The organism is Heyndrickxia coagulans 36D1 (genome assembly GCF_000169195.2).
Taxonomy (GTDB): Bacteria; Bacillota; Bacilli; order Bacillales; family Bacillaceae_C; genus Weizmannia; species Weizmannia faecalis.
In genome coordinates, this window is sequence record NC_016023.1 from 535,777 (window position 1) to 549,406 (window position 13,630).

Consider the following 13,630-nt stretch of genomic DNA (forward strand, 5'->3'; position numbering starts at 1 on the left):
GAAAACGTTCGTGTTTTCGCCTTTTTCAAAACTTAATTTTCTGTTTTATCTGTCCTTTACAAATCATGTCATATTTTGTAGAATGTCTAAGGTAACTCAAATGGTGCATGCAACTCAGAGACAAAAGGTGTATCGTTCAGTTTTAAAATATTTGAAAATTCTCCGTTGGCAAAATTATTGGATCACATCTTCATCACTGGGTTGGCTGCAAATAGAAGGAGATTTTCGACATGGAATTATTCAGGAAAAAATCAATGGATTACATGCTTAAGCAGGCCCGCGGAAAAAAGAGCCTGCAAAAAGCCCTTGGCCCCTTTGATTTGACTATGCTTGGCGTGGGGGCGGTCATCGGAACAGGCATTTTTGTTTTGACCGGTATTGTTGCTGCGCAGGCGGCAGGCCCGGCAATCATTCTGTCCTTTATTTTTTCAGGGATTGCCTGTGCGTTAACAGCTTTATGCTATGCTGAATTCGCTTCTATGATCCCTGCTTCAGGAAGTGCGTACACTTATAGTTATGCAACGTTTGGCGAGTTGTTTGCCTGGGTGCTCGGATGGGACTTAATTCTCGAATACGGCCTGGCCTGTTCAGTTGTAGCGAGCGGCTGGTCCGCCTATTTCCAGGATCTTGTACGCGGATTTGGCATCCATTTGCCGCAGACTTTAAGCGGCGCTTATAATCCGGCCAAAGGTTCGTATATTGACCTGATGGCTGTAGTGATCGTGTTCTTCCTTTCTGCTGTATTGCTGACCGGCGTGAAGGAATCGAGCAAAATCAATAATGTCATGGTCTGTATTAAAATCGGCGTCATTCTTTTATTCCTCGCTGTCGGCATTTTTTATGTCAAACCAGCGAACTGGACACCATTTATGCCTTATGGCTTTAGCGGCATCATAAAAGGGGCGGCAACCGCATTCCTCGCTTATATCGGATTTGATGCCGTTTCGTCTGCGGCTGAAGAGGTCCGCAACCCACAGCGGGATATGCCGATCGGAATTATTTCTTCTCTTGCGATTTGCATTGTCCTTTATGTCGCTGTATCTGCAGTGCTGACCGGGATGATTCCGTATGCCAAGCTGAATGTCGGCGATCCGGTTGCGTTTGCGCTCCGGGTTGTCCATCAGAATTGGGTGGCAGGCTTTGTTTCACTCGGTGCAATTCTTGGCATTACAACCGTTCTCTTTGTCATGATGTACGGGCAGACGCGCCTTTTCTTTGCGATCAGCCGCGACGGTCTGCTTCCAAAATCGATCTCAAAACTGACGGAAAAGACAAAAACGCCGACAAGAAGCATCATCTTGACATGGCTGATGGCAACGGTTTTCTCAGCCGTTGTCCCGCTGAACCAGCTTGCAGAATTGACCAATATCGGCACTTTGTTTGCTTTTATTGTTGTCTCGATCAGTGTCATTGTGCTCAGAAAAACACGGCCGGACATCCCGCGCAGTTTTAAAACGCCGTTCGTCCCGGTTATTCCGGTGCTGGCAGTAATCGCGTGTGGTTATTTAATGGTCCACCTGTCAAAAGTGACCTGGATTGGCTTTCTCGTATGGTTCATCATCGGGCTTGCCATTTATTTCGGATACGGGTACCGGCACAGTGAACTCGGGCATTGGAAAGATGACAGAACACCGGCTGATCCGGTTAAAAATTGAAATAGGGAGACAACAGGAACACCTGCCCAGCGGACAAAAGAACGCCTGCATGGCAATGCCGGGCAGGTATCCGGACAGGCTTACAAATAGAAGAACAGCGGCTTATGGGCGCCTCAAAAAGCATTGCTGCCCCCCGCTTGGCCGCATAATGGGAAATTGAAGCAGACATAAAGCCAAAAAAAAGATTCCCGGGCGCACGCGTGCGCCCGGGAATCTTTTTCTATCCTGAAAATTGCACTTGATGATTTTCATTTCTGCGCCGGTTTTGTGATTGTGGCACGACGCCTGCGCACCATTCAAAGCCTTGGCATACACAAGTGTACGGCCAAGGCCTTGTTTTAGCGGACTTCAACCCACCCGTTTTTAATGGCGGTCACAACCGCCTGGGTACGGTCTTTCACTTTTAATTTTTGCAAAATATTGCTTACATGGTTTTTCACTGTTTTTTCACTTATGTATAAAGCATCTCCGATCGCCCGGTTGCTTTTTCCGTCCGCGAGCAGCTGCAGAACCTCGCATTCGCGCGGCGTGAGCAAATGTAGCGGCGGGACAACTGCCGGTGGCTGCTGGTAGGTGCCCCCCGGTGTATAGCGGTTCGACAATTTGCGGAACTCCTCCACGAGATTGTGGGTGATTTTCGGGTGCAGGTAACTGCCGCCTTCAGCAACTACCTTTACGGCTTCAATCAGCGCATCGGAATCCATTTCTTTCAGCAAATAACCGGTTGCGCCTGATTTTAATGCATGTGTGACATACGATTCATCATCGTGAATGGAAAGAATAATAATTTTTGTTTCCGGATATGCTTCGATCAGCTTTCTTGTTGCCTCTACCCCGTTTTGGTGTGGCATATTGATATCCATCAGAACAACATCCGGATGGTATTTTTCAATAATGTCCAGCGCCTCTTCGCCGTCTTCACCCTCGGCTACCACTTCAAATGTTTTTTCAAATTCCAAAATCCGCTTGACGCCCTCTCGGAACAACTGGTGGTCGTCAATAATCGCAATTTTTACCGTCATGGTCACCTTTTCTCCTTTTCCAAGTCTAATTGCATCGGGATTTGGATAATCACCAATGTTCCCGCTCCTATTTTTGAATGAATGGAAATTTCACCATTTAAAAGGCTGACGCGTTCTCTCATGCCGACAATCCCGAAAGCCCCTTCACGGATGCTGCGGATATCAAAACCGACGCCGTTGTCTTTGACTGTCGCGATAAAACTGTTTTTCCTCAGCTCCGATTTCACCTGGATTTCCGTCGCCTTCGCGTGCTTTAACGCATTTTGGACGGATTCCTGGATGAGGCGGAAAAGCGCGATTTCATAATTGGTCGGAAGCCTTCGTTCTTCCCCGAGATGCCTGTATGTAATGACCGGGCTTCCTTTATAGCTTTCAATCGTAGACAAATATTTTTTGAGCGTCGGAATCAGCCCGAGATCGTCTAATGCCATCGGCCGCAAATCGTAAATAATGCGCCGCACTTCTTTCAATGAATCGCGCACCAGTTCTTTTAACGTGCGCATTTCAGCAATGGCTTCTTCCATGCCATTTTCATGATAAACTTTTTCCACCAGGTCGGAACGGAGCAGCATATTGGCCAGCATTTGTGCGGGCCCGTCGTGTATCTCCCGGGAAATACGCTTCCGCTCTTCTTCCTGCGCTTCAATGACACGCAAACCGAATTCCTGTTTATGCTTTGCATCTTCAATCGCCTCGCTGATGCTTTGCAAGTCGCTTGTTAAATAATTTAATACAACCGTTGTTTGCGAGACGAGATGATTGGCCCGGTCAATCGTATCCTTTAATGAATGCAGCCTGCGTTCCAGTTCATTTCTTCTTTCGCGCAGCTGAAGTTCGCGCTGCCGGTTCATGGACAGCTGAATTTGGATCGTATGTGCCTTTTCATATGCTTCGCGCACCTGCTGTTCGGAAAAGTCCCGGAAATGCTGGCTTACTTCCGCCAGGCGCCGCCTTGCAAATTTGGACTTCGTTTCCAGCTCATCTGTCTGCTCAATGACTTTAGCCACTGTTGATTTGACTTCCTCAAGCTCATTGATGAGCGAATCGTAATCCTGGCGGCATCTTTCTCCAATTTCAAAAATTTCGTGTTTGCTTTCTTCAACTGTTGTAATCATCTTCTCCAGAATCGTATCCAATACTTTGGAGTCGAATGTTTTAAAAGTCATCTTACTTCCCCCAAAAGGTATAATAAAGGCTTATCCGAGAGCAGGGCAAGCCGCAGCACACACGCGGCTAATGTTATTTTAACGCGAAAACCGCCGGTAAACGATCAGAAAATAAAGTATAACCGTATATCAGGACTATTTTCCTAGGTACTTTTGTAGGAAAATGTGAACCGATATACGGCAGCTTCGACATATTCTTATATATTAAAATTATACCATACAAAACCGTGTTATAATGAGGAAAAAACAGGTTTTGCTAAAGGAAGGTTGCGATGTTAAAAGAATATTTTACAGTCAAAGGCGAGGCTGTGCATGAAATAGATATCCAGAAATCACGGTTTATCGCCCATGTGAAGCGGGCGGAATCGGAAGAGGAGGCGCTCCGTTTCATCGCTTCTGTGAAAAAGAAGCACCGGGACGCCAATCACAACTGTTCCGCTTATATGATCGGTGAGAAGAATCTTATTCAAAAAGCATCGGATGACGGCGAACCGGCCGGCACTGCGGGCGTTCCGATGCTGGAAGTGCTGAAAAAGAAGGATTTGAAGGATACGGCAGTCGTGGTGACGCGCTATTTCGGCGGGATTAAACTTGGAGCCGGCGGATTGATCCGTGCGTACAGCAAAGCAGCTTCAGAAGGCATCAACGCATGCGGCATCGTCAAAAGGACGCTTACCGCCATTTTTCATGTCAAACTAGATTATACATGGCTCGGGAAAGTCGAGAATGCGCTACACCATTCCCCGTATGAAATAAAAGAAATCCGGTATCTCGCGCAGGTGGAATTGGATATTTATGTAAAAGAAGGGGAACAGCATGCTTTTGAAACGTGGATCTCTGATTTAACAAACGGGCAGGCGGATGTAGCCGAGGGGGAAAAACTATATTTGGAAACGGATGTTGCCCGGTAAAGAGAAGCATAAAAATCGGAAAAGCAGAAGCGGAAAGCCCATCACCCGGCTTTCTGCTTTTTTAAACCGGAAGCGGACGAACAGGTGTCAATCCATCACGGCATGCAAAACAGGTGCTGAGCCGGATACAACCGACCGGAGACGGGAGATGCTGAAATCTCAGCCAGATTGATGTGAAAACAACGACTTGCAAAACAGGTTTACAGCCGGCCGGAACATTGATTGTTGCAGGGAACAGAGCTGTCAAAGTCATAAACCCGTAACTCCCCGTTGCGGTTTTGACAGGTACTGCTCCGAATTATTTATTTCGGGAACGACCCCGATGGATCCGGACGGCTATGACCGGTTTTTTATAAAATTCAACAGCGGCTTGTAATCTTTTCCGATCAGGCCAATGCTTTCAACGAAAATCTCAATTGTAATCAGGATCACACCGATAAAGATGAGCGAACCCCAGAGCGTCGCCATTGAGAAGATAAAGGCGGCGAGGCTGAACATGGCAGCGATCGCATAAATAATCAGCACGACTTGGCGGTGTGAAAAGCCAAGGCGCAAGAGGCAATGGTGCAAATGCGACTTATCTGGAGCCGATAAAGGCTGCTTATGGACAAGCCGGCGGATAATTGCAAAGAAAGTATCCGAAATCGGCACACCGAGAATAAGCGCCGGAATAATCAAGGAAATAAAGGTTACATTTTTAAAACCGAGCAATGACAGCACGGAAATCATGTAGCCGAGAAAAAGGGCACCGGTATCGCCCATAAAAATCTTTGCCGGATAAAAATTATAAAATAAGAACGCAATCGTACTAGCCATTAAAATCAGGCCGAGCACCGTCACATAGGCGTCTCCCATAATGATCGCCATGCCGGAAATGGTTAACAGCGCAATCGAGGAAACTCCCGCAGCGAGCCCATCCAATCCGTCAATTAAGTTGATGGCATTCGTGACGCCGACAATCCACAAAATCGTCAGCGGGATACTGAAAATCCCAAATTCCAGCTGTCCGCCGAAAGGAAGATTGATAAATTCGACATGAATCCCGCTTAAAACGACAACCAGTGCGGCTGCCAGTTGGCCGATGAGTTTGACGCGAGGTGACAGCTCTCTTACATCATCAACCATGCCCGTAATGACAATAATCAAGCTGCCGAGCAAAATAGGCAGCGAATGCGAACTGTCCGGCTGAAGCAGCAGCACGCCGGCGATAAAACTGATATAAATAGCAAGACCGCCTAAACGGGGCATGACTTTCATATGAACTTTTCGCTGGTTCGGCTTGTCAACTGCCCCGATCCGGATCGCCAGTTTTTTAATCAGCGGCGTCAGGAGTATTGTGAGCATAAAGCATATAAACAAGGTCAGGAATATCAATGTGCTGCCTCCTTTGGTTGATCATAACCAATAAGGATTGAAGTGATCGTGAACCCGCCATCGATGCCTGAGCATGATAACCGTTTCACTTCTTCTTAAAAACATTATACCTTAACTTTCTTAAAGCAATCTTAAAAAAATATTTACCCGAAATTCACTGTAACCATTATAATTGTTCTCCGACAATTTATCCACTAACATTTGAGCGATTCTACTATTTTTCATGCTTTTTCTCGCAGCAACCGCCAAAAAACATAAAAAAAGGCATCCCCGGTCACTTTGACATCAGGGATACCTTTAGATACAAAAACCGCATTGTTTAAGTGGCCGGCATCAGCAAACAAATCTTTTTGGCGGCTGGACAACCGGCATCCATGCCGCTCCCCGAGATGCCGCCCTTTCACGCTATATAAAATGAGCTTAGGCTTTCCCCTCCGAATGGATCGTTATAAAGAACGCAGTCTTCTTATCTCATCCCGCGTCACAAATTTTATTTCAATTTATATAGCATGAAGCTTTAACCTTTTTTGCAGCGGGGATGGCCCTTGCAAAGTTAACTATTGAAACAGATTTACGGCTTTGTTCACGACAAGCCCGCTGCCGCCGCGATGTTTAACATTTTCAATCAGCATCGCAACAAGCATATTCGGGTTCTTTTCGTCATATACGACGAAAAAGCCGTTTTCTTTGCCGTTTTGATCTTTTTGGCTCTTTTTCAGTTCAGCAGTGCCCGTTTTCCCCGCAAGCTGCGCTCCGGAGATATTGGCAGCGTGCGCCGTGCCGGACGGATCCGCAACGACCTGGCGGAGCATACCGGAAATCTCCCCGGTAGTTTTGCTGCTTGCGGCATGTTTCCAAACTTTTGTTTTTTCACCCGCAAGCAAATTTGGCTTCAGTTCATCGCCGCTGTTTAAAAACGGCGTGTAGCTGATGGCAAGATGGAGAATATTCATTTGCATCTGCCCCTGGCCATAACCCGTGTCTGCAAGCTGGATGTCACTGCTGAACTTGCCGGTAGACGAAATTTGCGATGCCTTTAACGGATACGCAAACGGAATGTCTTCCCCGAATCCGAAACCCTTCAGGCCCTTTGCAAATTTGTCCGCCCCGATATCAAGCGCGGTTTGGGCAAAAAAGATATTATCGGATAACACGAGCGCTTTTTCCATGTTTTCCGGGCTGTTATTGGCGTGGACGCGGGTCACTTTATAGCTGCCCCAGTCGGCGTTCTTTTGCCACGAAGTCCCTGTAATGGTTTTCGTTGCCGCGGTTGTTGTCGTCCCGGTATCAAGCGCGATAGCCGCAGTGACCGGCTTGATTGTTGAACCCGGCGCATACGTTAGGGCAAACCGGTTAATGAGCGGCTTATCCGGATCTTTTTCAAGTTTCGTGTAAGCGGAAGAAGACATGCCTGAAATAAAATCATTTGGGTCGAAAGCAGGCGTGCTTACAAGGGCAAGCACGTCACCCGTTTTGGGATGGATGGCCGCGGCCGTGCCGGCATCCCCCTTCATTTGATTGTAAATTTTCTGTTGCAATTCGGCATCGATGGTGACTTTGATATTCTCGCCGTTTTTCACTTTTTGCTCAGCAACGGTATAGGTGCTGCCGTCCTGCTTCTCGATGTAAATTTTTTCTCCTGCCCGGCCGCGGAGCTTTTGGTCATACAACTGTTCGAGCCCGCGCTTGCCGACTACACTCTCCGCAGTATAGCCTTTCTTTTGCAGTTTTTTCAGTTCTTCGCCAGTGATCGCACCGATATAACCGGTTAAATGCGCAGCGGCTTTCCCATAAGGATAAACGCGGGCACCAACCGTTTGCGAAGAAAAGCCCGGGATGGAGGTGACTTTTTTCACGAGATCCTTCTTCTCCATCGGGACTTTTTTTAACGGGACAAACAAATGAGGCTGCACCCAGTCCTCGTCCAGTTTTTGTTTGATTTCGTCCGCTGACATGCCAAGTAAGCCGGCAGCTTTTTGCATATCCGCTTGTTTATCCCCTTTCAATTGTTCCGGAATGACGCCGATTTGGTACACGCTGCCGTTTTTGGCCAACGCTTTTCCGTTTCGGTCCAAAATTTCCCCGCGGACAGCGTTTTGGTCGGACACTTTAATCGTATCCCCTTTGGCCAAATGCGGGAGAATAAGATCCGGCTTCCAATTGACATACCAGTTTTCTTTTTTGTCCCGTTTTTCCTTTACAAGCGCCACTTTATCCTTGTAGACGACTTTGCCGGCTGAGGTTTGGAACGAAATTTTGACCGGCACGGTAACTTTCTCTTTGTTTTTATAGGCATCTTTATCCAACGATTGGTATGAAACATTTAAATCTGAAACATTCAAGTCCCCGTACACTTTTTTGTACCGGTCCGCCATATCTTTTTTCGCATACGTATTTTTTGCGGAAGCCGATAAATAACTATGGTACATTTCCGCAAATTTTTCCTGCTTCCATGCTTTTACATAATCTGCAAGGCGTTCATTCGGTGTCGGCGTTTTTTCGCAACCGGCAAGGGCCGCCAAAACCCCGAGCAGCAAACCGATGATAAATACATATTTCCTCAAAAAATCTCCTCCCTGACAACGACAAGTTTCCACCTTTTGAGAAAAAAATGGAGAAGTTTGCCGGTTTTTGTGTTACATTTGTGTTAGATAAGAAGAACTAGATTTGGAGGTAAGAACGTGGACATCATTACACAGTTAAAAGCAGACAACATGCGCAAAAAAAGTCTTCTCATGTTTATTACCCTGCTTGTTGCCCTGCTGGTCGTTTTTGTAACATATCTTTACAAACAAGAGGCCGGAATGGCTGTCCTGTACGGCGTGGAAATCGTTGTTCTTCTGGCACTGTATTTTACACTCGGGCGCGCCATGAAAAAATTCCGCTTGTTTTCTTATGCGAGCGTCATCATTTCTTATTTGTTCAGAATATATGCCACCCTTTTTGTTCAAAACAGCTTTTCCGTAGACATTTTGTTTTTCTTTCTGCTTGCTTATGCGGCATTGCAGTTTGAAAATGTCCTTTTCTTTATCGGAGCCGGTCTTGGCATTGCCGGATTTCTTGCCAGCTACTTGGTGCCGGCCGCCGATTCGGGCCTCATTCATAACCTGGTCCCGACCGCTTTGCTCTGCTATGTTTTAACCGCAATTTTATTATACGCCATGATCTACCTGCATCAAAATTTGATGGATTCTTTTCTTTTATCCATAAAGAAAACCCTTCAAACCATGGAAGATCAAGGTTCGGCTTACCGGCAGGAAATGGCGGAGATTCTTGACCGCGTTTCCAATGTGAACGACAATATCCAGACCAATTTGCACGCCCAGAACGAAATGAAATCCGCCGTTCATGAAATCTCTAAAGGCAGTGTAACCCAAAGTGAGCAGATTGCGCAAATTGCCGGACACGCCGGGGATACGGTGCAATCGATGGAATTTTTAACACAAATGTCCGGTGAACTGACAAACGAATCACTTGAAGCACAGGAAACGGCAAAAGCCGGGGAAAAGGCGGTGGAAAATTTAACGCTTGAAATCAGTGATGTGGTAGATACGATAATGGAGCTGAACAACACATTTACAGTGTTAACGCAAAAAGTGGAAGAAACGAATACGTTTACCGACAGCATCAAACAAATTACGGAACAGACGAACCTGCTTGCGCTGAATGCTTCGATTGAAGCGGCACGCGCCGGGGAAGCGGGCCGCGGGTTTTCGATTGTTGCCGATGAAATCCGGCGCCTTGCGGAAACGACACACGAGACAACCGAAAAAATTAACCATAATTTGGCTGATTTGAATCAAAGCAACGCGGCGGCACGGGATAAGCTGGAATTAAGCAGCACGCAAATTTTGACGACAGCGGAATCAAGCCAAAATGTAACGACCTATTTCCGTAAACTATTAAAAACTTTAAACGGGCAGGTTGAGAAGTTTAAAGAATTCGATACGTTATCCAAAAAAGTGACCGAAAAGGCGCATGGCGTGGAAGGCGCATCAAGCGAACTCGCGGCCATCATTCAAGAAACCTCTGCCAGCCTGGAAGAAATGTCAGCCACGATTGAAAGCTTAACGAATGACCACCATACGATCGCAGAAACGCTCAACGAAGCGGCTGTCCAGGCGGAGCAGTTCCGGGCAAAAACCGAAAAAATGCAGAAAAAGTTTGCCGATCAAATCATTTAGCAGACGGATATCTTAACATAGACGCACTCTAGGTTAAGGAAGACCCTCGATTTTGCCGGGTATCTTAACATAGAACGCTTCTATGTTAAGGAAGACGCGGAATTTTTACGGGTATCTGAACGTAGTCGCGCTCTAGGTTAAGAAAGACCTTCGATTTTGCCGGATATCTTAACATAGAAGCACTCTACGTTAAGGAAGACGCGGAATTTTTATGGATATCTTAACGTAGACGTGCTCTATGTTAAGAAAGACTCTCAATTTTGCCGGGTATCTTAACGTAGACGCACTCTATGTTAAGAAAGACCTTCGATTTTGCCGGATATCTTAACAAATTTCGCTATTTCTGCCGCTTTCATTGGAAAAAAGTGCAATCTTTTCCTATAAAATGCCGAAATGGGGTACCATTGTGAAAAAATTTTGATAGAATGATAAATAGAGAGATAAAAAATATAAATGGAGGTTACACGAGTGTGAGAAAGAAAACTGTCTTTTCTGTTGCCGCTACAACCATTCTGGCCACTTCGTTTACATCGCAGGCATTTGCCCAGACATATAAAGTCCAAAAAGGGGATTCCCTCTGGAAAATTGCAAAGAAGTATAATACGTCCGTTGATGCATTGAAATCAACCAACCATTTGGCATCTGACACGATTTACCCGAACCAGGTACTGAACGTTTCAGCGTCCAAGGCAAAAGCTTCGGCCCGTTCTGTTTCGGCCCCATCCTCTTCTGCCAAAACGTACACGGTCAAGCCGGGGGATACATTGAGCACGATTGCCTTAAACCACGGCATATCGGTTTCAAACTTAATGAGCTGGAACAAGCTCTCTTCATCGCTGATCCATCCCGGTGACGTATTGGCTGTTTCCAAAGGGGCAGATTCCGCTTCCTCGTCCAGTTCAAGCAGCAGTTCGCGTTCAACCGGCAGTTCCAGTTCCACGACTACATACACAGTAAAAAGCGGAGACACATTATCCGGCATTAGCAAACAGTTTGGGACAACTGTCAGCAAGCTAAAATCTTTGAACAATTTAAGTTCCGATTTGATTTTTTCCGGTCAGAAGCTAAAAGTAACCGGTAGCAGCTCATCCGGTTCCTCCACATCGGGAACGGCAGGCGCTGCAAGTTCAAACAGTTCCGGTTCCACGGCTACGGCTACATACACGGTAAAAAGCGGAGACACATTGTCCGGCATTAGCAAACAGTACGGAATCACCGTCAGTAAGCTTAAATCTTTGAACAATCTGAGTTCCGACTTGATTTATGCCGGCCAGAAGCTGAAAGTAACCGGCAGTCCGTCCGATTCTTCCAAATCGGTCACAACAGTCGATACAACTTCAGGCAGTACCCATTCTGTATCTTCTTTAATCAGCATTGCGAACAGCTTAATCGGCACGCCGTATGTTTGGGGTGGTACGAGCCCGTCCGGATTTGACTGCAGCGGTTTTATCTATTATGTATACAAAAAAGCCGGGTACAGCATTTCCCGCATGTCCGCAGCAGGCCTTTATAACCGTTCTTACTATGTGAACAGCCCAAAGGCAGGAGATCTCGTCTTCTTTGAAGGCACGTATGGAACCAATCCGAGCGCGATCACGCATGTTGGTATCTATCTCGGCGGCGGCCGGTTTATCGCCGCGAATTCCGATGGCGTATCTGTTTCTTCTGTCGGCTACACGTACTGGAAATCCCATTTTGACAGCTATAAACGTTTCTATTAATGTTCTATAAATTGAACCAAAAAAACCGCGGATCTTCCGCGGTTTTTTTGCATCTGAACCGGCTTGCCCCGATTTGATTCTTCTTACATATAAAATTTAAAGCGGCTGCCGGCGTATTGCGCTTTGACATATTCAAACGGTGTACCGTCTGAAAGCGAAGTCACGCGTTCAATGGACAGCACCGGTGAACCCGGGGCCACTTTTAACAGTTTTGCCAGCCGTGCGCTCGCCGCAACGGCTTCGATTGTCTGGTACCCTTTTCCGAGCCGCAATCCCTTTTCCCGTTCAAGAAACTGGTAGAAAGAACGGTTTAATTTTTCTTCAGTAAGCCCTGCCGCAATCCTTGCCGGGGTGATGATCGATTCGAATACAATCGGGATCTCATCCCCGTAGCGGAGCCGCTCGATATGAAGAACGTTTTCCGGCTCTTTCAGCGTGAGTGCCTCCATTTCCTGCACGGAGGCTTCCCTTTCAAAAAACGCCACGATTTTATTCGAAGCTTTCATCCCGCGCTCTTCCATCAGCCGCGTAAAACTCATCCGCCCTTCCAAAGGCTGCTCCACCTTATGTTCGCTGATAAACGTGCCGCTTCCCCGTTTTCTCATTAAAATGCCTTCATCCACCAAACCTTGTACCGCCTGGCGGACTGTCATTCTGCTCACTTCAAAAAGATCGCTTAACACCCGTTCAGACGGAATGGCTTCGCCTGTTTTCCATTCCCCCTCCCTGATTTTCTTCCGGATTTCTTCCTGAATTTGAAAGTAAATCGGGATCGGGGAGGTTTTGTCAATCATGGCGCTTCCCGGCATCCTCCAGCAAAGAAGCGGCATCTTCATCGGCAACGACAACGACATTCGGATGCATTTGCAGAACGGATGCCGGGCAGGCCTCGTCCACCGGCCCTTTGATCATGCTGCGGACCGCTTCAGCCTTACTTTTGCCGAATGCCAGCAGTACGATTTTTTTCGCGTCCATAATCGAAGCAATCCCCATCGAAAGGGCGCGATCCGGCACATCTTCTTCTCTTTCGAAAAAGCGCCGGTTTGCTTCCCGCGTCGATTCGGTCAGTTCGACAATATGGGTTCTGGAATCGAAGGAAGTGCCCGGTTCATTAAAGCCGATGTGCCCGTTTTTACCGATGCCGAGCACTTGTAGGTCGACCGGATGCGTTTTTAAAATTCTTTCATACCTTGCACATTCTTCTTCGAGGTCTTCCGCCGTTCCATCAGGCAGATACGATTGTTTAAAATTCATATGCGAAAACAGTTCTTTTTCCATGTAATAACGGTAGCTGTGTTCATCGGTATCTTTGAGGCCCACATATTCGTCAAGATTCACAGTGGTAACGTTTGAAACGTCCAGTCCGGCATGCCGCATGTAAGCATACAGCTTCAGCGGCGTGCCGCCCGTTGCAAGCCCGAGCGTGCGGATTTGCCCTTCCCGAATCCCTTTTTCGATCAGTTCATAGGCGTATTTTGCTGCTTCATCGCTTGTTTTAAAAATATGCACATCCATTTTTATCCCCGCTTTCAAAGATGATATGTTTTTTTACCAGATCTTTACTGGTTGTAAGACTCTTTTACTGCGCGACTGGTTA

At 46.7% G+C, this 13,630-nt stretch carries 10 protein-coding genes; 4 read left to right on the plus strand and 6 right to left on the minus strand.

The features are described 5' to 3' along the window. Positions 1-230 precede the first annotated feature (230 nt). Positions 231-1,655, plus strand: coding sequence for an amino acid permease (locus BCOA_RS19830; protein WP_014095895.1), 1,425 nt, complete (start codon positions 231-233; stop codon positions 1,653-1,655). A gap of 338 nt (positions 1,656-1,993) precedes the next feature. On the opposite strand, the gene BCOA_RS19835 is transcribed toward BCOA_RS19830, so the two are convergent. Then, a complete protein-coding gene (locus tag BCOA_RS19835; protein WP_014095896.1) occupies positions 1,994-2,677 on the minus strand; it encodes a response regulator in 684 nt (227 codons plus the stop codon). A 2-nt stretch (positions 2,678-2,679) separates the two neighbouring features. Next, entirely contained in the window at positions 2,680-3,843 is a 1,164-nt protein-coding gene (locus BCOA_RS19840) for a sensor histidine kinase (protein ID WP_014095897.1), read from the minus strand. A 272-nt stretch (positions 3,844-4,115) separates the two neighbouring features. On the opposite strand from BCOA_RS19840, the gene BCOA_RS19845 reads away from it, so the two are divergent. Further along, positions 4,116-4,754 (plus strand): YigZ family protein, encoded by a 639-nt coding sequence (locus BCOA_RS19845; protein ID WP_014095898.1) that lies wholly within the window; start codon positions 4,116-4,118, stop codon positions 4,752-4,754. Between the two features lie 336 nt (positions 4,755-5,090). Here BCOA_RS19845 and BCOA_RS19855 read toward each other — a convergent pair whose 3' ends face one another. Both BCOA_RS19855 and BCOA_RS19865 read right to left on the minus strand, forming a co-directional pair. Further along, positions 5,091-6,128: a glycosyltransferase family 4 protein gene (locus BCOA_RS19855; protein WP_014095899.1), complete on the minus strand. Its 1,038-nt coding sequence runs from the start codon at positions 6,126-6,128 to the stop codon at positions 5,091-5,093. A 557-nt stretch (positions 6,129-6,685) separates the two neighbouring features. After that, on the minus strand, positions 6,686-8,692 hold the full coding sequence (locus BCOA_RS19865; protein WP_014095900.1) for a penicillin-binding transpeptidase domain-containing protein: 2,007 nt from the start codon (positions 8,690-8,692) through the stop codon (positions 6,686-6,688). A gap of 117 nt (positions 8,693-8,809) precedes the next feature. Between BCOA_RS19865 and BCOA_RS19870 the strand changes: the two genes are divergently transcribed. Together BCOA_RS19870 and BCOA_RS19875 are read left to right on the plus strand one after the other, a co-directional pair. Next, positions 8,810-10,312, plus strand: a complete 1,503-nt coding sequence (locus tag BCOA_RS19870) for a methyl-accepting chemotaxis protein (RefSeq protein ID WP_014095901.1) — start codon at positions 8,810-8,812, stop codon at positions 10,310-10,312. Between the two features lie 470 nt (positions 10,313-10,782). Beyond that, positions 10,783-12,033 carry a C40 family peptidase gene (locus BCOA_RS19875; protein ID WP_014095902.1) on the plus strand — a complete coding sequence of 417 codons (1,251 nt, stop codon included), beginning with the start codon at positions 10,783-10,785 and terminating at the stop codon, positions 12,031-12,033. An 83-nt stretch (positions 12,034-12,116) separates the two neighbouring features. Here BCOA_RS19875 and BCOA_RS19880 read toward each other — a convergent pair whose 3' ends face one another. Then, positions 12,117-12,827, minus strand: a complete 711-nt coding sequence (locus tag BCOA_RS19880) for a GntR family transcriptional regulator (protein WP_014095903.1) — start codon at positions 12,825-12,827, stop codon at positions 12,117-12,119. Next, a complete protein-coding gene (gene nagB, locus BCOA_RS19885; RefSeq protein ID WP_014095904.1) occupies positions 12,820-13,548 on the minus strand; it encodes a glucosamine-6-phosphate deaminase in 729 nt (242 codons plus the stop codon). The genes BCOA_RS19880 and nagB overlap by 8 nt, the downstream gene beginning before the upstream one ends. Positions 13,549-13,630: the final 82 nt, after the last annotated feature.

Bases quoted from the DNA above. Each gene is read 5' to 3' on its own strand.
- BCOA_RS19845 (WP_014095898.1), top strand. From the start codon at position 4,116: ATGTTAAAAGAATATTTTACAGTCAAAGGCGAGGCTGTGCATGAAATA.
- BCOA_RS19835 (WP_014095896.1), bottom strand. From the start codon at position 2,677: ATGACGGTAAAAATTGCGATTATTGACGACCACCAGTTGTTCCGAGAG.
- nagB (WP_014095904.1), bottom strand. From the start codon at position 13,548: ATGGATGTGCATATTTTTAAAACAAGCGATGAAGCAGCAAAATACGCC.
- BCOA_RS19880 (WP_014095903.1), bottom strand. From the start codon at position 12,827: ATGATTGACAAAACCTCCCCGATCCCGATTTACTTTCAAATTCAGGAA.
- BCOA_RS19840 (WP_014095897.1), bottom strand. From the start codon at position 3,843: ATGACTTTTAAAACATTCGACTCCAAAGTATTGGATACGATTCTGGAG.
- BCOA_RS19830 (WP_014095895.1), top strand. From the start codon at position 231: ATGGAATTATTCAGGAAAAAATCAATGGATTACATGCTTAAGCAGGCC.